We start from the raw sequence: 17574 nt of genomic DNA on the forward strand, positions 1-17574 counted from the left end.
ATCTCTCCCTTTTTTGTGTTATACAATTGAAATTGTTTTATTGGATGACGCCTTCTGCTGGGTTCCCCTCGCAAAAGCCGTTGTGCCCGTTCTCGCGATTTCTTTAATGCCGTAAGGTTTGAGAAGCTCTATGAGCGCTTCGATTTTATTAGATTCGCCGGTAACCTGAACGACGATGCTGTCTCTTGAGACATCAACGACGGAAGCTCTGAACGGCTCAATGATTCCATTGATTTCCGTTCTGGCCGACGGTGCGGAAACAACTTTGATTAATGCCAGCTCACGCTGTACAATCGATTGGTTTGTAATATCCGTCACTTTCAGGACGTCAATTTGTTTGTTAAGCTGCTTTGTCAGCTGCTCTACGTCATTTTCGCCTTCCACATGGACGACAAATGTAATTCTTGAAACACCGCTTGTTTCCGTGTGGCCTACAGTGATGCTTTCGATATTATAGTGTCTTTTTGTAAACAGGCCGGTGATCCGGTTTAATACTCCCGAGCGGTTGACCACCGTTAATGTGATTATGCGTTTCAAGGTTTCATCCCCACCATTTCATGAAGTCCTTTACCCGGCGCAATCATCGGGAATACTTTCTCGCTTTTGGCGACCCGGACGTCAATAACGGCCGGTTCTTTTGATGAAAGCACCTTTTTAAGCTCTTCTTCCGCCTCTTCCTCCGATGAAATCCGGACGCCTTTAATGCCGTAGGCTTCTGACAATTTGACAAAGTCAGGCTGCGCCGAGAATTTGGATTCAGAATAGCGCTCTTCATAGAAGATTTCCTGCCACTGTCTGACCATGCCCAGACATTCGTTGTTCAAGATAACCACTTTGACGGGAAGATTCAGCTGTCGGATGACATCTAATTCCTGAAGGGTCATCTGAAAACCGCCGTCTCCGAGGATGGCAACGACCGTGGCGTTACGATCGGCCAGCTGCGCTCCGATAGCCGCCGGAAGGCCGAAGCCCATTGTGCCGAGTCCCCCCGAGGTCACCCACTTATCAGCCTTTCGGAAAGGATAAAACTGAGCCGCCCACATCTGGTGCTGGCCGACATCCGTCGCCACAATCGCCTCACCGTTTGTGAATTGGTGAATATACTCAATCAGCTTTTGGGGTTTCAAGCCCTCTTCTCTGTTGTCTGTATACCAAAGCGGATATTCTTCTTTCCATTCTGAAAGCTGCTGTTTCCATTCCTCTGTCTGTCCCTGTTTTCCGTTTTGCTTCAATAATTCCTGAAGGACGATTTTACTGTCGCCGACCACCGGAATCTGCGTTTCGATAATTTTTCCGATTTCAGCAGGATCAATATCGATATGCGCCACTTTGGCCGACTTTGCAAAATGCTTCAGATTTCCGGTCACGCGATCATCGAACCGCGCTCCGATGCTGATCAACAAGTCACAGTGGTAAAGCGCCATATTCGCTGTGTATGTGCCGTGCATCCCCGCCATTCCCAGAAAAAGAGGATGGTCTGCCGGGAAACCGCCCAGACCGAGAAGCGTGTGCGCTACCGGAATTTGCTGCTGTTCGACATAATTTTTTAAATCTTCTGAAGCTTTACCGTGCAAAACACCCGCTCCGGCTAAAATAACCGGCTTTTTCGCACTGCTGACAGCTTCCACGAGCTTTCGGATCTGCAGATAGTTAGGCTCTTTTACAGGCTGATAACCCGGAAGGCTGATCTCGTGATCATATCTGAACTCTCCTTCAAATGCTGCGACATCCTTCGGTATATCAATTAATACCGGGCCCGGTCTTCCCGTCGTGGCGATATGGAACGCCTCTTTAATCACACGGGGGAGATCTTCCGGACGGCGGACTTGGTAGCTGTGTTTCGTAATCGGCATCGTAATTCCTAAAATGTCGGCTTCCTGGAAAGCGTCGCTGCCGATGACCGAAGTGGCCACCTGACCGGTAAACACTACGAGCGGCAATGAATCTATCATCGCATCCGCAAGACCGGTCACTAAATTTGTCGCTCCGGGTCCGGAAGTAGCAATCACAACCCCCGGCTTTCCGGAGACTCTCGCATACCCTTCTGCCGCATGAATCGCGCCTTGCTCGTGGCGGGGCAGGATGTGAACCAATCCTGATTGATACAGTTTATCGTAAATCGGAAGGACGGCTCCCCCCGGATAGCCGAAGATCATCTCGACATTTTCTTTCTTTAATGATTCAATCAGCATCAGAGCCCCGTTCATTGTTTTTGTACATTCGGCAGACAAAGAATCCGCCTGTACATTTGTTCCCATTTTCAGTTCCTCCTTTTCAATATTCCCTTCTAAAATCCAATTCATAAAACGCAGCGCCGGCTGACGCAAATAAAAAAGCCTTCCCACCCACATTCAGCCAAGCATTTCATGCGATAGCCAAAAGGGGCGAAAAGGCTTTGCTTTCCGCGGTACCACCCTTGTTTACGGTCATATGCAGACCGTCTCATGGATAATGATTATCCGTTTTGATAACGAGTAAACATTGCGTTCACTCGGCCGAGTCCTACTCTTTACATTTCAGACCGGCACTCTGAGGGGAGTTCACTTTGATTTGTTTTACCGGCTCTCAGCGTTACCGGCTCTCTGTGAAAAACTTCAGCAAAGCTACTTATCCTCTTCTGCGCTTTTTATTATGGCAGCTCTTTTATTAAAAAAGAACCTTCACTTGTTTGTTTTTTCAGTGTTTTATGATTTTTCTTTTTAGCGTGAATCATTTATTTATTTTTGTTTGAACTCATATTACGCCCGTTTGCAGACAGTGTCAACAGCATTTTTATAATTATTAGACAATTTAGATTAATCAATCTATTTTGTATACGCTTTCATTACTGGTACAAAGGGATCTGTAAATGTTAAAAGTTTTTATCATTTTTTTATTAATCTCTCAAGATTACATGAAATTTTTCCGTTCATATACGAATATGTCACATTTTATTACACAATTTTTCTCTGTCCTTCCGGCATGCTTGTCAGATATTCCGTTCGATTGAACAGGCTCTTTCTACAGACATACGCATACACTGTTCTTATCTCGTAAGAAATGAGTGATGTCATGAATAAGATGTTATCAGGCATGCAGGGCCTGCCTCCTGGATTTCCGCCTTTACCGGTCTTACCGCCGCAGTCTTACTATCCTCCGGCCCCGATGCATACAGCACCATATCAAGGCGGCCCTTCTTTTCAGCAGGGATTCCCGTCATCCGGATACGGACAGCAGACCCCGCAAAGCACGCTGTCATTCGCCGGGCAGCAATTCGTTCCGTACCCTTATACAACCGGGTACTACGGCCAATCCTTCAGTGACGTCGGCGGAAGCCTCGGCGCCGGGGCGCATCCCGGCGCGCTCGGGGGCGGTTTCAGCGGCCATGCCGGGGGCTTCAGCGCTCCGAGCGGATTCAGATGATACAAAAACCGGCCTCCCACGGCCGGTTTCTTTTCTTATTCACAGAGTATAACGGTCATTCCATTGATTCATTTCCTGCTCCGTATAGTAATCAGCCCTTGAAACCTCAACAATGATTAAACCGCATTGAGTGATTAAAAATTGCTTCAGTTCCTCAAACAGCTCGTCTTTTCCGCAAAAGATCGTTTCTATATTGTGATTTTTATATGCAAATGCGTACTTCAAAAGCTAATTCCTCCTGCTGTCTTTCTATCATTCATTGACAAAATGTATGATAGAAATTAGATAATTTATCACTCAAGGGCGCCTTAAGTATCTTTATACATATATTTATTACGATAAATATTACATTAAGTTTCATTTATATTAAAATTACTTTACAATTTTCATCAAATATGGAACTTTTGTTTCGTAAAACAAAAAATAAAATACAAAAAAACCTCAAACCCATTGTCAGGGCTTGAGGTTTTTATACGTCCCAGGAGAGATTCGAACTCCCGACCGACGGCTTAGAAGGCCGTTGCTCTATCCGGCTGAGCTACTGGGACATGAAAATCAAATTGTTCTGCTGATCATTTTACCATGATTTCAGCGAATTGACAATATAGTCATCCGATAAAAAAGGCCAGCGGCATCAGTTTTCACTCTGATGTCACCAGCTCTTTTTTTGTACGTCCCAGGAGAGATTCGAACTCCCGACCGACGGCTTAGAAGGCCGTTGCTCTATCCAGCTGAGCTACTGGGACAGCTTTTGCTTTATGTATCAGCGACAAGATTTATTATATACAGGTTCAAATCATAAGTCAATATTTTTTTAAAAACTTTTGATGGGGAAGAATGAAATCTCCCCCATCACTTGTTAAAAACTGATTGTAGTCCCCAAGTTCTTCAATTCCCGACCCGTTTCGTCGTAAAATGTCACGGCGCCTTCTCTTTCTGTAAGAGTAAGAATGGCATAGCTTTTCACATTGCGGACTCTCGGAAGACGGATGCTGCCCGGATTAATCAAAAGCTTGCCCCGAAGCTCTTCACTCCCGGCAATATGAGAATGGCCGAAGCAGACGATATCCGCCCCAAGCTCTTCCGCCCGGTAAAAAACAGTTAAAAGTGACTGTTTAATGCCGTGAAGATGCCCGTGAACGGCCAGAATTTTCTTTGAACCTGCGTCCAGAAGGAGTTCATCCTGAAACCCGCCGCCAAAGTCGCAATTGCCTTTCACCGTGTGATACGGCGTGAGCGCCGGATGTGCGGCGTCAAGCTCTGAATCACCGCAATGAATCATCAGATCCGCTTCGTCTTCGTGCCGCTTTGCAATCGTCTCCAGCTCGTCTTCAAGGCCGTGACTGTCACTTATTATCAGCACTTTCATTGCATACGCTCCCCCTTATGAATCAAGCAGCTTTGACAGTTTCTTGAGCGCCTCAGCCCTGTGACTGATTTTGTTTTTCTCAGCGCTTGTCAGCTGGGCCATGGTTTTATCTTTATCTTTTACAATAAAAATGGGATCATAGCCGAACCCGTTATCCCCCTCGGGTCCTTCCGCAATATACCCTTCAACATGACCTTCGACCGTTTTTGTTTCCTGCCCCGGCATGCTGACGGCAAGGGCGCAGCGGAAACGGGCCGTGCGCTGCTCTTTTTCGATGCCTTTTAATTCTGACAGCACCTTGTCCATGTTCGCCTTATCATCTTTTGCTTCTCCGGCATAACGGGCTGAATAAACGCCCGGTCTGCCTCCAAGGTTGTCCACTGATAAACCGGAGTCGTCTGCAATGACCATTTTGTTGACGGCTTTTGCCACGGCTTCCGCTTTTAAGATGGCGTTTTCTTCAAAGGTATGTCCGGTTTCTTCAATTTCTTCCGTAAATCCGATTTCCGCCAAAGAAGAGACGCTGTAGCCTTTCGGTTCGAGAATTTCCTTGAATTCTTTCACTTTTCCCTGATTGTGTGTCGCAATAATGGCTTCTTTCACGGTGATCAGGCCTCTCTTTCTTATTTCAGTTCAGGCAATGTTTCTCCCAGCACTTCTTTTTGCTTTTGAATAAGCGTCTGGATTCCTTTTTCAGCAAGGCTTAACAGTCCGTTTAAATCTTCACGGGAGAATGTGGCTTCTTCGCCCGTCCCTTGAAGCTCTACAAAACGTCCGCTTCCCGTCATGATAATATTCATGTCGACTTCAGCCGCCGAATCCTCTTCATAATTCAGATCCAAAAGAAGGCCTTCTTCTTTATCCATCCCAACAGAAATGGCCGCGAGATAATCTGTCACAGGAGAGGTTTTGATAACGCCGCTTTTTACGAGTTTGCCGATCGCAATGGCCATTGCCAAGAAGGCGCCGGTAATGGAAGCCGTTCTTGTTCCGCCGTCAGCTTGAATGACGTCACAGTCGATCCAGATCGTCCGTTCGCCAAGCTTCTCCAAATCAACGACGGCCCGGAGCGCGCGCCCGATCAGCCGCTGAATTTCCATCGTTCTGCCGGAGACCTTTCCTTTTGAAGATTCTCTTATCGTTCTTTGATTCGTCGCGCGGGGAAGCATGCTGTATTCCGCTGTGATCCAGCCTTTTCCTCCGCCGCGTAAAAATGGCGGCACCCGGTCTTCCACAGATGCATTACAGATGACCTTCGTATTTCCCGCTGTAATTAAAACAGAGCCTTCCGGGTGAGTGATAAAATCCAAATCAAATGTGATAGGGCGCAGCTCATCGTGCTGTCTTCCGTCGTGTCTCATATTTTACCTCCGATTATATGTACATAAACCTTTTGTTCCGGATTGTGAATAAAGAAAGAGGCAGCCGGAACGCTAACCTCTTTTTTACTAGTATATCAAAAATCGCAAATTAAAAACTACCCGTATTCACTTGTGACGGCCTCGAAACAGGTTTTGAAAGGGATTCTCCTTTCTCATTCACCAGTTCTGATTTTCCGTTTACTTTTATAGAAACACTTTTGATCGACGGCTGTTCGGTTAATGTGAGAACGATGCTGTCCAGTACGCCCGATGATACCATTTTTGTTTTTTCGTCGGCGCTTCCGTAAATGGAGCTGTTAAAGTCCAGTGTAACTTGGCCGTCTTTTACTTTCGGCTTGCCGAGAAGCTTAACATCGTTATTAAAGTCCGTCAAAAGCCCGCTTGCTTTGCCCGGTCCGTCGGCGAGCTGTTCAACGGCAGCGGTGATGTCATTTGTTTCCGAATTGTCAATCCGCTTTGTGACAGGCACGTAGTATTCGCTCGTCTCTGTTTCCGCCAGATAATAGACAGTCAGCGGATGGGTGTCTGTCAGATCATTCACTCCGGCCGTTTCAATATTAATCCCGTCTTTTCTGCTTAAATCGCCCGTAATCGGCGTGCCGCCCACAGGCATTTCTTTCAGTTCGTGCCCGTTGATTCTGATTTTGACTTTATCTATTGAGCTGAATTGGGTAAGCGTCCATGTAATCGATTGCAGGATTTTTTGTTCGTCTTCTTTTTTATAGTTTTTAAATTCCTTCGAAAAATCAGCGACGGCAGTGCCGTCTTTTTTAATATCGACATTTACCGTCGTATCCGCAGGGAGCACCGCTCTGAAGCCGTTCGGCAGGATTTCTGACACAGGCCCTCCCTGAACCAAATACTCAAGGGCCTGCTTTGCGGTTCCCTCACTGTTCGGAAGAGGCAATGTCTGTGCTGCGACATAGCCGTTTTTATCAATCAGATACAGCTCTCTCATGACTGTATTGGCCGGCTGGTCGGCTTTAGAAGTGCCGTTTTTCTCTGACTGCTTTGATTTTGCCTGAATTCCCGCTTCATCCTTTACATATGAAATGTCTTGAGGCGGGTCAATTTCCCCGGCTGTTTTATCGGATTGAAACAAACCGCATCCAGATAACACAAAAGCCGAAGTAAGACATGTTGCAGCAATGACTGCAGGTCCTTTTTTCAGCATACTTTTCCCTCCTAAGGCTGTTTGTACTATGATGTATACGAGCCCTGTCCGGGAAATAGACCGGGAAGCGCAAAAAAACCCGCCGTAAACAGCGGGTTTTTTTGATTTATTTTCTGACCGGCTCTTGAAGGGAGATGCACTCGACATGGCCGATTTCGTGGCCGAACCAGTCTTCGGCAATTTTTGCGAAGCCGTTCCGCTCTCCCGTTGTAAGAAATTGATGCTCCGGTGCATGTTTCGATTGGTTTAACAAACCTTTATAAGACAAGATGGTGCTCACTTCTCTCGCCGTCTCGTCTCCGGAGGAAATGATTTTCACATGCTCTCCCATATAGTTCTGAATCGGATCTTTTAAAATCGGATAATGCGTACATCCTAAAATCAAGGTGTCAATTGATGTACCTTTTAAAGGCTCAAGCGATGCTTCAACCGCTTCCTCCGCTGATTCCTGAAGAAACCGTCCGCTTTCCACAAACGGCACGAGCAGCGGACAAGCCGTGTTCTCAACTTGAAGTTCTGCGTTTAACCCGAGCAGCGCCTGCTCATACGCTCTGCTTTTAATGGTATTGACCGTGCCGATGACGCCGATATGCTGGTTTTTCGTGACCTTTATCGCCGTTCTCGCACCCGGCTGAATGACGCCGACAACCGGAATATCCGTTTTGCGCTGAATATCCTCCAAGGCAATGGCCGTGGCCGTATTGCAGGCGATCACGAGCATTTTGATATGGTGGTTTTCCAGCAGGTAATCGGTCATTTCCCACGTGTATTGAAGAACTTCTTCTTCAGGACGCGGGCCGTACGGGCAGCGTTTTGTATCTCCCACATAGATGATATTTTCCTTCGGTAGCTGTCTCATGATTTCCTTAGCAACGGTTAACCCGCCAACCCCGGAATCAATGACTCCTATCGGCTGTTCCAACAAAATCGCCTCATTTTCTTTTCATTTCATGCTGCAGTTTCAATAATGATTTTTCGAAAGCGGCTGTTTCTTCTTCGGAAAATGTCGCAAACATATCCCGCAAATAAGCCTGTCTTTTCAAAATCACTTCTTGGATAATGCGCTCTCCTTCAGCGAGAAGATGAATTCTGACGACCCGTCTGTCAGCCGGGTCTTTCACCCGCTCGACAAGCTTATTTTTTTCCATGCGGTCTATCAGATCCGTCGTCGTGCTGCAAGCCAAATACATTTTGCCTGATAATTCGCCTATTGTCATATCGCCCAATTCATAAAGCCATTGAAGCCCCACGAATTGCGGCGGTGTAATTGCATATTGGTTAAGGATTTCTCTTCCTTTTTGTTTAATGATCGCAGCGATATGGCGGAGTGATTTTTCGATATCCGCAACATGCTCTACAGATTTTGATGTCATTTGTCCATCCCTCACTCAAGGATCTTTCTGGGCTATGCGCTCCGTGTCTATTTTCCTTCTTTTTTTAAGAAAATGCAAGACTGACGGAGAAAAAGGAAAAACCGGGATTTTCACCGCATGCCCATCAGCCCGGGCGCCAACGCAAATAACCGGCTCCTTCTCGAAAAGAAGGAAAACCGGCAAGAATCAGAGCTCTAGCTCACCCATTCTAAGAAGCTCGACAACAGCTTGCGAACGCCCTTTCACACCTAACTTCTGCATGGCATTTGAAATGTGATTCCGTACAGTTTTTTCACTGATAAATAGCTCGCTTGCAATTTCCTTTGTTGTCTTGTCTTGAACGAGCAATTCGAATACTTCTCTTTCTCTTTTGGTCAGCAGCGGCTTTGATTGAAAATCTTTCTCCTTCAAGTATTGTAACCCTCCTTGCTAAGGTGAGAGCGAATCTGAAACGAATGGGTTTATATAGTCAAGATATCATATGTAAAGGGCGCTTCGGAGGTGACGTCTCTTAGAGAAATAGTTATCCGTTCAGGCGAGCAGAATGCCTTTCTCCCGCTCCGTCCAGCTGACCGCTTTGCCGCTTTTCTTCGACACTTGAACCATAACGACGGAACCTGTAAAGCACGGCAGGCCCGACTCATTTTCTCCAAGGTAATGAAGGGTGACGGACGCATTTCCGGCAGCGCTTGCTTTCACATAAATCCGCAGATTTTCATACGGCATCACCTGACGCATATAGTCGCACTGCTGGCTTGCGACGACCGTCATCGTTTCCGAGTTTTGCGCCGTTATGCCTCGCTGTTTGAAATAAGCGATCCGCGCTTCTTCAAAATAGATGAAAGGGGTTACATTATTCATATGGCCGAACATATCCGTTTCTGAAAAACGAACCGATACTTCAGTAAAGAAAGAAAACGACTGTCTCCATTCTTCAAACGGGATATCAATATATTGCGGTTGTTTCATCACCTTCAGCTCCTTATAAAAAAACCTCTCCCGTGCGGAAGAGGCTCTTTTTCTCTTTCTTATACTCTGTCGCTTCCGAAGAAATTACGGAATGCTTGTAAATTGGTATCTCTGTTCAAAGCGGCGATTGAAGTCGTAAGCGGAATGCCTTTCGGGCAGGATTGAACACAGTTTTGTGAATTCCCGCAATCTCCGAGGCCGCCGTCTGTCATTAACGCTTCTAAACGTTCTGCTTTGTTCATCGCGCCCGTCGGATGGGCGTTAAACAGACGAACTTGCGACATCGGGGCAGGCCCCATGAATTTCGACTTGCTGTTGACGTTCGGGCAGGCTTCGAGGCAGACGCCGCATGTCATGCATTTAGACAATTCATATGCCCACTGGCGGCGTTTTTCCGGCATTCTCGGCCCCGGCCCCAAATCGTAAGTTCCGTCAATCGGCACCCATGCTTTCACTTTTTTCAGTGAATCAAACATTCTGCTGCGGTCAACCTGAAGGTCACGGACAACCGGGAATGTTTTCATCGGTTTCAGACGGATCGGCTGTTCCAGCTTATCAATCAGCGCCGTACATGACTGGCGCGGTCTCCCGTTGATGACCATGGAGCAGGCGCCGCATACTTCTTCAAGACAGTTCATGTCCCATGCGACCGGAGTGGTTTTCTCTCCTTTTGCATTCACGGGATTTCTGCGGATTTCCATCAGGGCGGAAATCACGTTCAGGTTCGGGCGGTAATTGATTTCGAATTCTTCATCGTATGGCGCGCTTTCGGGCGTATCCTGACGTGTAATGATAAACCGTATCTTTTTCTCACTCATGATTATTTCGCCACCTTCTTCTTCGAGTAGTCGCGTTTACGGGGCGCAATCAGTGATACATCGACATCCTGATATTCAAATTCCGGAGCTTCAAACGGACCGGCATGTTTAGCCATCGTCGTTTTGAGCCACTCATCGTCATTTCTTTCAGGGAAATCCGGTTTATAGTGCGCTCCCCGGCTTTCATTTCGGTTATATGCGCCGAGCGTGATGACTCTGGCAAGCTGAAGCATATTGGAGAACTGGCGGGTGAACATCGCGCCTTGGTTGCTCCATTTTGTCGTATCGTTGATATTGATTTTCTTAAAGCGTTCCATCAGCTCTTGGATTTTGTCATCCGTTTTCAAAAGCTTGTCGTTGTGGCGGACCACCGTGACGTTGGCCGTCATCCATTCTCCGAGCTCACGGTGAAGCACGTAGGCATTTTCGTCGCCGTCCATCTTCATAATATCGGCCCATTTTTCTTCTTCTTTTTTCACATAGGAATCAAATAATGAAGAAGACAGGTCTTCCGCTGATGTTTCAAGTCCGGAAACATATTTCACCGCATTCGGTCCGGCCACCATTCCTCCGTAGATGGCGGAAAGCAGAGAGTTCGCCCCTAAACGGTTTCCTCCGTGCATTGAATAATCACATTCACCCGCTGCGAACAGTCCGCGGATGCTTGTCATCTGATCATAATCAACCCACAGTCCGCCCATTGAATAGTGAACGGCAGGGAAAATTTTCATCGGAAGCTTGCGCGGGTCATCCCCCATGAATTTTTCATAGATTTCGATAATGCCGCCAAGCTTAACGTCAAGCTCTTTCGGATCTTTGTGCGACAGATCGAGATACACCATGTTTTCACCGTTGATGCCGAGTTTCTGATTCACGCACACGTCAAAGATTTCACGTGTCGCAATATCCCGCGGCACGAGGTTTCCGTAAGCCGGATATTTTTCCTCAAGGAAGTACCAAGGTTTTCCGTCTTTGTACGTCCAGACTCTTCCGCCCTCGCCGCGCGCCGATTCACTCATCAGACGCAGTTTATCGTCCCCCGGGATTGCTGTCGGGTGAATTTGGATAAATTCGCCGTTTGCATAATAAGCGCCCTGCTGATAAACGATTGATGCGGCAGATCCCGTGTTGATCATGCTGTTTGTTGATTTCCCGAATACGATTCCGGGACCTCCCGTCGCCATAATAACGGCGTCAGAACGGAATGACTCGATTTGCATATTGGTCAGATTTTGGGCTACGATACCGCGGCACGTGCGCTCATCGTCAAGAACGGCGCCGAGGAATTCCCAGCCTTCGTATTTTGTGACGAGACCCGCCACTTCATATCTGCGCACCTGCTCGTCCAGTGCGTAAAGAAGCTGCTGACCCGTCGTCGCTCCCGCGTATGCGGTTCTGTGATGCTGTGTACCCCCGAAACGGCGGAAGTCCAAGAGCCCTTCCGGCGTTCTGTTAAACATAACCCCCATGCGGTCCAATAAGTGGATAATGGACGGCGCCGCTTCACACATCGCTTTTACAGGAGGCTGGTTTGCCAAAAAGTCGCCTCCGTATACCGTGTCATCAAAATGCTCAAACGGAGAGTCTCCTTCCCCTTTTGTGTTGACAGCTCCGTTTATCCCGCCCTGCGCGCAGACCGAGTGAGAGCGTTTGACCGGAACGATGGAAAACAATTTAACGGCCGTGCCTGATTCCGCTGCTTTAATTGTCGCCATGAGGCCGGCAAGACCCCCGCCGACTACGATAATGCTTGATTGACTCATGATAGCCCCTCTCCCTCTAGTAATCTAGTTCTCTTACACAAACGCAAAAATCGCTTTTAAACCTACGTATGAAAGCGCTAAAAATATAATCAGCGTCACGTAAGTCGAAATTCTTTGAGAACGCGGCGTGACCGTGATCCCCCATGTGACCGCAAAAGACCATAAGCCGTTTGAAAAGTGAAAAATGACCGATAAAACGCCTACAATGTAAAAACCGAGCATAAACGGCGAGCTCAAAATATTCGCCATCATATCGAAGTTGACTTCAGCGCCCATCTGCGCGGCAATCCGCGTCTGCCATACATGCCAGCTGACGAAAATAAGGGTGAGAATACCAGTGACACGCTGAAGCACAAACATCCAGTTTCTGAAATAACTGTAGTGGCCAGCGTTGTTTTTCGCAGTAAATGCTATGTACACACCGTAAACCGCATGATAAATTAAAGGTAAGAAAATAATAAAAATTTCTAACGCATACCTGAACGGCAGACTGTCCATAAAGCCGGCCGCCTTGTTAAACGCATCCGCTCCCCTTGCGGCAAATTGGTTGACGACTAAATGCTGGATCAAAAAGATGCCGACCGGAATAACACCGAGCAAGGAATGCAATCTTCGAAAATAAAACTCTCTGTTCCCAGACATTACTTTACCCCCTGTTTGATTTAAGTGCGAAATGTACTAAAATCTCTGCCCCCACTTCGTTTCAATTGTAAGCACTTTATTAAAATTTATTGACAATTTCATTTTACTCCTCCCTCAAAAGGGCGTCAAGAAAACGTGTACATAAATTATAATTTTCGGAATTGATTATCTGGAGGGAAAATTTTATTTTCCTGCGATATCTTTCTCACATTTTTTCGCGTGTTTTATAGGATCATCCTGTAATCCTCCCCCCTGTTTAAGCTATAATAAACGAAGGAGAGAGGGGAATACATAATATGAAGAATAATTATGAAGCAGCTTTAGAACCTTTAACTGAACTCGACGTCAGCGCATACGGCTACGAATTAATCCGGGAAATCGTGCTTCCGGATATCCTCGGCCCGGAGCATTCATCGATGATGTATTGGGCGGGAAAACGCCTCGCCCGCAAATTTCCTCTTCAATCGTGGGAAGAAATCCCCGCCTTTTTTGAAAAAGCCGGCTGGGGAACTTTGACAAACGCAGGATCAAAAAAACAAGAACTGGAATTTGAACTGGAAGGACCGCTCGTATCCAGCAGACTCAAACATCAGAAAGAGCCTTGTTTTCAGCTTGAAGCCGGTTTTATAGCCGAACAGATTCAATTGATGAACGATCAGATCGCAGAATCTTATGAACAGGTAAAAAAGAGAGCGGATAAAGTCGTCCTGACTGTAAAATGGGATATGAAGGACCCTGTATAATTGAAAAAAGGCGGTGACTCCAAGTCCCGCCTTTTTGCCTGCCCGTTTACACGGCAGACGGCTGTTTAGAAAGCTCAAACGCATCATGAAGCGCTTCGACCGCTTTCACCATATCATTTTCGCTGACAACCGCTGATACTTTTATTTCAGATGTGCTCACCATTTTGACTTGTACATTTTTTTCCGCCAGTACGGCAAACATGTCCGCGGCGACGCCGGGATTTGAAACCATGCCCGACCCGACAATGGAGACTTTTGCCAGTTTTCTTTCGGTTTCAATTTTTTCATAGTCAAGCGCGTTTTTATATTCTTCAAGCACGGCGACCGTTTGCGCGGCATCTTCCGTTTTCACTGAGAAAGAAATATCCGCTTCCCCATCGTCCGACTGTGTCTGAATAATAATGTCAACGTTGATGTTTCGTTTTGCCAGCGCGGTGAAGATTGTTGAAAGAGTAGTCAGTCCGCTTGTCAGGCCCGTAACGGACACCCTCGTGATCTGGTCTTCAAATGCAATTCCTCTGACGATTAAATTCTGCTCCATTGATGATTCCTCCTCAATTAATGTTCCCGCTTCATGTTCCGTACTTGACCGCACTTCTAAAGGCACTTGGTAGTTTTTCGCGAACTCAACCGCCCGCGGGTGAAGAACACCCGCTCCCAGATTTGCAAGCTCCAGCATTTCATCATAAGAAATTCCCGCCAGCTTTCTCGCTGACCGGACATACCGCGGATCTGTCGTAAATACGCCCGGAACATCTGTATAAATGTCGCATTTATCCGCTTCCAGCGCTGCTGCAAGAGCGACCGCCGTCGTATCGGAACCGCCCCGTCCGAGCGTCGTGATGCCGCCGTCTTCCGTCACGCCCTGAAAACCGGCGACAACTGTAATTTTGCCTTCTGCAAGCTGCGAACGAATCGCCGTGATATCAATATCCGTAATTCTCGCATTGCCGTGAACGGCTTCCGTGCGGACACCCGCCTGCCAGCCCGTATAAGAGACGGCGTCATATCCTTTTTCCTGAAGCGCCATGGCCAAAAGCGAAATCGTGACCTGCTCCCCCGTAGACAAAAGCATATCCATCTCGCGTCTGCTTGGTTCAGATGTGATTTCAGCCGCGAGGTTAACGAGCGCGTCGGTTGATTTTCCCATTGCCGAAACGACGACTACGACATCATGGCCTTTTTGCTTTTCAGCAATGGCGCGATTTGCGGCATTTTGAATTTTTTCGGCAGAGCCGACGGAAGTGCCTCCGAATTTTTGTACGATAAGACCCATACTAGACCACCCTTTACATTTTGGTTCGTGCGGGTGAGGAGAAAAGAGCGTTTTGTCCACAATAAAAAAAGCAATGAGAGGAATAGCTCTCATTGCTTTTTCATATCATTACGATTGATTATGAACAACGAGATAGCCCTCCAAGAAAATGAATTCTTGACAGCCTTACATTTATTTAATGCAAGGCCAGCAAATCACACCGATGGGATGTGATACACTTCGGCGACGCTCCCCTTTCAGCCTTTTTCGCAGAATCCATCATTCTCCAAAGGCTTACTAATGAAGTTCGCACCTCTATCTTCACCATATAACACGATCTTATGAAATTAGTTCACATTCTAGCAGATTTTTCAGAAAAGCACAATACTATTTTTTTAATTTTTCAAACAGCAGCTGGGCCGCCGCGGCCGGCACACCCGCTTTTTTGATATCGTCAAGGCTTGCTTCCTTCATCTTTTTGACAGATCCGAAATGTTTTAAGAGCATTTTTTTGCGTTTTTCACCGATTCCGGGGATATCATCCAGAACGGATTGAAAGACGCTTTTTCCCCGGATCTGTCTGTGAAAGCTGATCGCAAAACGGTGAACTTCGTCCTGAATACGCTGAAGCAGGTAAAACTCTTGGCTGTTCCGCTCCAGAAACACCGGTTCAAGCGGGTCGCCGATCAAAAGGTTGGATGTTCGGTGTTTATCATCTTTCGCCAATCCCGCTACCGGGACATCAAGGCCGAGCTCATTCTCGAGCACGTCGCGCGCCGCGTTAATCTGCCCTTTTCCGCCGTCAATGATGATTAAATCCGGCAGCGGAAGATTTTCGCGGAGCACCCTCGTGTACCTTCTTCTGATGACTTCCCTCATTGAGCCGTAATCATCCGGCCCTGTTACGGTTTTAATTTTATATTTGCGGTATTCCTTTTTATTCGGTTTTCCGTCAATAAAGACAATCATGGCCGATACGGGGTTTGTGCCTTGAATATTGGAGTTGTCAAACGCTTCAATCCGATGCGGCGTGTAAATATTCAGCGCTTCGCCAAGCCGTTCGGCTGCACCGATTGACCGTTCCTCATCCCGCTCGATTAACGAGAATTTTTCCCGCAGAGCGATTTTCGCATTTTTGTGCGCAAGCAAAAGCAGCTCTTTTTTCGGGCCTTTTTTCGGCTGATGCACGGCGGTTTCCAACAGTTCGGTGATCATGTCCCTGTCAACGCTGTCAGGCACCAGAATTTCCTTAGGCAGAAAGTGATTGTTTTTAGAGTAGAACTGGCCGATGAAGGTCAGAAATTCTTCATCCGCTTCCTGATACATCGGAAACATGCTGACGTCGCGTTCGATCAGTTTTCCTTGGCGTATGAAAAAGACTTGGACGCACATCCAGCCTTTATCGTAGGCATATGCAAACACATCGCGGTCCAGAAGGTCATTCATGGTCATTTTTTGCTTCTCCATCGTCGATTCGATGTGAGCAAGCTGGTCGCGGAATTCTTTAGCCCGTTCAAATTCAAGCTTTTCCGCCGCTTCTGCCATTTTCGCTTCGAGCTCTTTTTTGATTTCGTTATGCCCTCCCTTTAAAAAACGGGTAATGTCTTCAACAATCTCGCGGTTTGTCTCCTCAGATATATCCTTTACACATGGGGCGAGGCATTGTCCGAGATGATAATAGAGACAGACGCGGTCCGGTAGCTTTGAGCATTTCCTGAGCGGGTAAAGGCGGTCCAGCAGTTTTTTCGTTTCCCGCGCCGCCTGCACATTCGGATACGGGCCGAAATAGCGTCCTTTGTCTTTTTTGACATTCCGGGTGACAATCAGCCGCGGATGGCGTTCATGGGTGATTTTAATAAAGGGATAGGTTTTATCATCTTTCAGCATGACATTGTATTTCGGATCGTATTTTTTAATCAGATTCATTTCCAAAATTAGCGCTTCAAGATTGGAGGAAGTCACGATATATTCAAAGTCCTCAATCTCCGACACAAGCCGTTGGGTTTTTGCGTCGTGAGAACCGGTGAAATAAGATCGCACCCTGTTTTTCAAGACTTTCGCTTTCCCCACGTAGATGACTGTTTTTTGACGGTCTTTCATTAAATAACAGCCCGGCTGATCGGGAAGGAGGGCCAGTTTTTCTTTCAGTTGTTTATTCATACGTTACCCTTCCTTACATTCATTTCTCGTGTCCATTCAGTGTATCACGAACACTTGTTTTTCTCCATTCTCAGCTTTTGGAAGGTCAAAAAAAGGCGATTCCCTTCAAAGGAATCGCCCTGCCGTAACGGAAGCTTTCGGCTTACAGATGTTTGTTTACAAGCTCTTCAAGAGCTTCTTTCGGTTTGAAACCGACAGATGTTTCAACGACTTCTCCGTCTTTTAGCACGAGAAGTGTCGGGATGCTCATGACGCCGTATTTACCGGCAGTTTCTTGGTTTTCATCCACGTCGATTTTGACGATTTTCAGTTTGTCTCCCATTTCTTGATCAAGCTCTTCAAGAACGGGCGCGATCATTTTACAAGGTCCGCACCAAGGAGCCCAGAAATCAGCCAATACGACACCTTCACTTGTTTCAGCTGAGAACGATTGATCAGTTGCTTTTACGATAGCCATTTTGTTATTCCTCCAATTGTCAAATGATGATTTTTAGTATAGCATCTCCCATTCGTTCATGCTAATT

The 17574-nt window shown here is 46.8% G+C and carries 19 protein-coding genes, 2 tRNA genes, 1 riboswitch and 1 other annotated feature; of the genes, 2 read left to right on the plus strand and 19 right to left on the minus strand.

What is annotated here, in order from left to right:
- Nucleotides 1-18 precede the first annotated feature (18 nt).
- Nucleotides 19-537: an acetolactate synthase small subunit gene (ilvN, locus tag BR62_RS0110395; protein WP_003152598.1), complete on the minus strand. Its 519-nt coding sequence runs from the start codon at nucleotides 535-537 to the stop codon at nucleotides 19-21.
- Nucleotides 534-2258, minus strand: a complete 1725-nt coding sequence (gene ilvB, locus BR62_RS0110400; RefSeq protein ID WP_032870781.1) for an acetolactate synthase large subunit — start codon at nucleotides 2256-2258, stop codon at nucleotides 534-536. Before ilvB ends, ilvN begins: the two co-directional genes overlap by 4 nt.
- Nucleotides 2259-2377: 119 nt before the next feature.
- Nucleotides 2378-2629: a binding site (T-box leader), on the minus strand.
- A 422-nt stretch (nucleotides 2630-3051) separates the two neighbouring features.
- Here ilvB and BR62_RS0110405 point away from each other — a divergent pair.
- Nucleotides 3052-3402: a hypothetical protein gene (locus tag BR62_RS0110405; protein ID WP_015417942.1), complete on the plus strand. Its 351-nt coding sequence runs from the start codon at nucleotides 3052-3054 to the stop codon at nucleotides 3400-3402.
- A gap of 39 nt (nucleotides 3403-3441) precedes the next feature.
- Here the strand turns inward: BR62_RS0110405 and BR62_RS0110410 are convergent, their stop codons facing one another.
- The 14 genes from BR62_RS0110410 to sdhC all read right to left on the minus strand — a co-directional run bounded on the left by BR62_RS0110410 (nucleotide 3442) and on the right by sdhC (nucleotide 12892).
- A complete protein-coding gene (locus BR62_RS0110410) occupies nucleotides 3442-3627 on the minus strand; it encodes a hypothetical protein (protein ID WP_007408136.1) in 186 nt (61 codons plus the stop codon).
- 249 nt (nucleotides 3628-3876) lie between these two features.
- Nucleotides 3877-3950 (minus strand) — tRNA-Arg (locus BR62_RS0110415).
- 124 nt (nucleotides 3951-4074) lie between these two features.
- Nucleotides 4075-4148: transfer RNA gene (locus tag BR62_RS0110420), tRNA-Arg, on the minus strand.
- Between the two features lie 113 nt (nucleotides 4149-4261).
- Nucleotides 4262-4771: a YfcE family phosphodiesterase gene (locus BR62_RS0110425; protein ID WP_032870765.1), complete on the minus strand. Its 510-nt coding sequence runs from the start codon at nucleotides 4769-4771 to the stop codon at nucleotides 4262-4264.
- A gap of 15 nt (nucleotides 4772-4786) precedes the next feature.
- Nucleotides 4787-5383 (minus strand): XTP/dITP diphosphatase, encoded by a 597-nt coding sequence (locus BR62_RS0110430; protein ID WP_087920775.1) that lies wholly within the window; start codon nucleotides 5381-5383, stop codon nucleotides 4787-4789.
- 11 nt (nucleotides 5384-5394) lie between these two features.
- A complete protein-coding gene (gene rph / locus BR62_RS0110435; RefSeq protein WP_007612934.1) occupies nucleotides 5395-6132 on the minus strand; it encodes a ribonuclease PH in 738 nt (245 codons plus the stop codon).
- A 109-nt stretch (nucleotides 6133-6241) separates the two neighbouring features.
- On the minus strand, nucleotides 6242-7327 hold the full coding sequence (locus BR62_RS0110440; RefSeq protein WP_032870767.1) for a GerMN domain-containing protein: 1086 nt from the start codon (nucleotides 7325-7327) through the stop codon (nucleotides 6242-6244).
- A gap of 106 nt (nucleotides 7328-7433) precedes the next feature.
- Entirely contained in the window at nucleotides 7434-8252 is an 819-nt protein-coding gene (gene racE / locus BR62_RS0110445) for a glutamate racemase (RefSeq protein ID WP_012118125.1), read from the minus strand.
- 7 nt (nucleotides 8253-8259) lie between these two features.
- Complete coding sequence (locus BR62_RS0110450) at nucleotides 8260-8700, minus strand: MarR family winged helix-turn-helix transcriptional regulator (RefSeq protein WP_003152580.1); 441 nt, start codon at nucleotides 8698-8700, stop codon at nucleotides 8260-8262.
- Between the two features lie 186 nt (nucleotides 8701-8886).
- Nucleotides 8887-9111, minus strand: coding sequence for a spore germination transcription factor GerE (gene gerE / locus BR62_RS0110455; RefSeq protein ID WP_003152579.1), 225 nt, complete (start codon nucleotides 9109-9111; stop codon nucleotides 8887-8889).
- A 120-nt stretch (nucleotides 9112-9231) separates the two neighbouring features.
- Nucleotides 9232-9669 carry an acyl-CoA thioesterase gene (locus BR62_RS0110460; RefSeq protein ID WP_012118126.1) on the minus strand — a complete coding sequence of 146 codons (438 nt, stop codon included), beginning with the start codon at nucleotides 9667-9669 and terminating at the stop codon, nucleotides 9232-9234.
- 59 nt (nucleotides 9670-9728) lie between these two features.
- Nucleotides 9729-10487 (minus strand): succinate dehydrogenase iron-sulfur subunit, encoded by a 759-nt coding sequence (gene sdhB, locus BR62_RS0110465; RefSeq protein ID WP_003152575.1) that lies wholly within the window; start codon nucleotides 10485-10487, stop codon nucleotides 9729-9731.
- Nucleotides 10488-10489: 2 nt separating this feature from the next.
- Complete coding sequence (sdhA, locus tag BR62_RS0110470; protein WP_003152573.1) at nucleotides 10490-12250, minus strand: succinate dehydrogenase flavoprotein subunit; 1761 nt, start codon at nucleotides 12248-12250, stop codon at nucleotides 10490-10492.
- A 33-nt stretch (nucleotides 12251-12283) separates the two neighbouring features.
- The gene (gene sdhC, locus BR62_RS0110475; RefSeq protein ID WP_003152571.1) at nucleotides 12284-12892 is read right to left on the minus strand and encodes a succinate dehydrogenase cytochrome B558; all 609 of its coding nucleotides are present in this window, start codon (nucleotides 12890-12892) and stop codon (nucleotides 12284-12286) included.
- A 296-nt stretch (nucleotides 12893-13188) separates the two neighbouring features.
- On the opposite strand from sdhC, the gene BR62_RS0110480 reads away from it, so the two are divergent.
- Nucleotides 13189-13635, plus strand: a complete 447-nt coding sequence (locus tag BR62_RS0110480) for a YslB family protein (RefSeq protein WP_007612940.1) — start codon at nucleotides 13189-13191, stop codon at nucleotides 13633-13635.
- A 46-nt stretch (nucleotides 13636-13681) separates the two neighbouring features.
- Here BR62_RS0110480 and BR62_RS0110485 read toward each other — a convergent pair whose 3' ends face one another.
- The 3 genes from BR62_RS0110485 to trxA all read right to left on the minus strand — a co-directional run bounded on the left by BR62_RS0110485 (nucleotide 13682) and on the right by trxA (nucleotide 17507).
- Nucleotides 13682-14911: an aspartate kinase gene (locus tag BR62_RS0110485; protein ID WP_032870769.1), complete on the minus strand. Its 1230-nt coding sequence runs from the start codon at nucleotides 14909-14911 to the stop codon at nucleotides 13682-13684.
- Nucleotides 14912-15036: 125 nt separating this feature from the next.
- Nucleotides 15037-15216: riboswitch (Lysine riboswitch) on the minus strand.
- A 61-nt stretch (nucleotides 15217-15277) separates the two neighbouring features.
- On the minus strand, nucleotides 15278-17050 hold the full coding sequence (gene uvrC / locus BR62_RS0110490) for an excinuclease ABC subunit UvrC (protein ID WP_032866574.1): 1773 nt from the start codon (nucleotides 17048-17050) through the stop codon (nucleotides 15278-15280).
- Nucleotides 17051-17192: 142 nt separating this feature from the next.
- Nucleotides 17193-17507, minus strand: a complete 315-nt coding sequence (gene trxA / locus BR62_RS0110495; RefSeq protein WP_003152560.1) for a thioredoxin — start codon at nucleotides 17505-17507, stop codon at nucleotides 17193-17195.
- Between the last annotated feature and the right edge of the window lie 67 nt (nucleotides 17508-17574).

The organism is Bacillus sp. UNC69MF (assembly GCF_000746035.1).
In the GTDB taxonomy this organism is placed as follows: domain Bacteria; phylum Bacillota; class Bacilli; order Bacillales; family Bacillaceae; genus Bacillus; species Bacillus velezensis.

Bases quoted from the DNA above. Each gene is read 5' to 3' on its own strand.
- sdhC (WP_003152571.1), bottom strand. From the start codon at position 12,892: ATGTCTGGGAACAGAGAGTTTTATTTTCGAAGATTGCATTCCTTGCTC.
- BR62_RS0110425 (WP_032870765.1), bottom strand. From the start codon at position 4,771: ATGAAAGTGCTGATAATAAGTGACAGTCACGGCCTTGAAGACGAGCTG.
- BR62_RS0110450 (WP_003152580.1), bottom strand. From the start codon at position 8,700: ATGACATCAAAATCTGTAGAGCATGTTGCGGATATCGAAAAATCACTC.
- ilvB (WP_032870781.1), bottom strand. From the start codon at position 2,258: ATGGGAACAAATGTACAGGCGGATTCTTTGTCTGCCGAATGTACAAAA.
- rph (WP_007612934.1), bottom strand. From the start codon at position 6,132: ATGAGACACGACGGAAGACAGCACGATGAGCTGCGCCCTATCACATTT.
- BR62_RS0110405 (WP_015417942.1), top strand. From the start codon at position 3,052: ATGAATAAGATGTTATCAGGCATGCAGGGCCTGCCTCCTGGATTTCCG.
- trxA (WP_003152560.1), bottom strand. From the start codon at position 17,507: ATGGCTATCGTAAAAGCAACTGATCAATCGTTCTCAGCTGAAACAAGT.
- BR62_RS0110460 (WP_012118126.1), bottom strand. From the start codon at position 9,669: ATGAAACAACCGCAATATATTGATATCCCGTTTGAAGAATGGAGACAG.
- sdhB (WP_003152575.1), bottom strand. From the start codon at position 10,487: ATGAGTGAGAAAAAGATACGGTTTATCATTACACGTCAGGATACGCCC.
- uvrC (WP_032866574.1), bottom strand. From the start codon at position 17,050: ATGAATAAACAACTGAAAGAAAAACTGGCCCTCCTTCCCGATCAGCCG.
- BR62_RS0110485 (WP_032870769.1), bottom strand. From the start codon at position 14,911: ATGGGTCTTATCGTACAAAAATTCGGAGGCACTTCCGTCGGCTCTGCC.
- sdhA (WP_003152573.1), bottom strand. From the start codon at position 12,250: ATGAGTCAATCAAGCATTATCGTAGTCGGCGGGGGTCTTGCCGGCCTC.
- BR62_RS0110480 (WP_007612940.1), top strand. From the start codon at position 13,189: ATGAAGAATAATTATGAAGCAGCTTTAGAACCTTTAACTGAACTCGAC.
- BR62_RS0110440 (WP_032870767.1), bottom strand. From the start codon at position 7,327: ATGCTGAAAAAAGGACCTGCAGTCATTGCTGCAACATGTCTTACTTCG.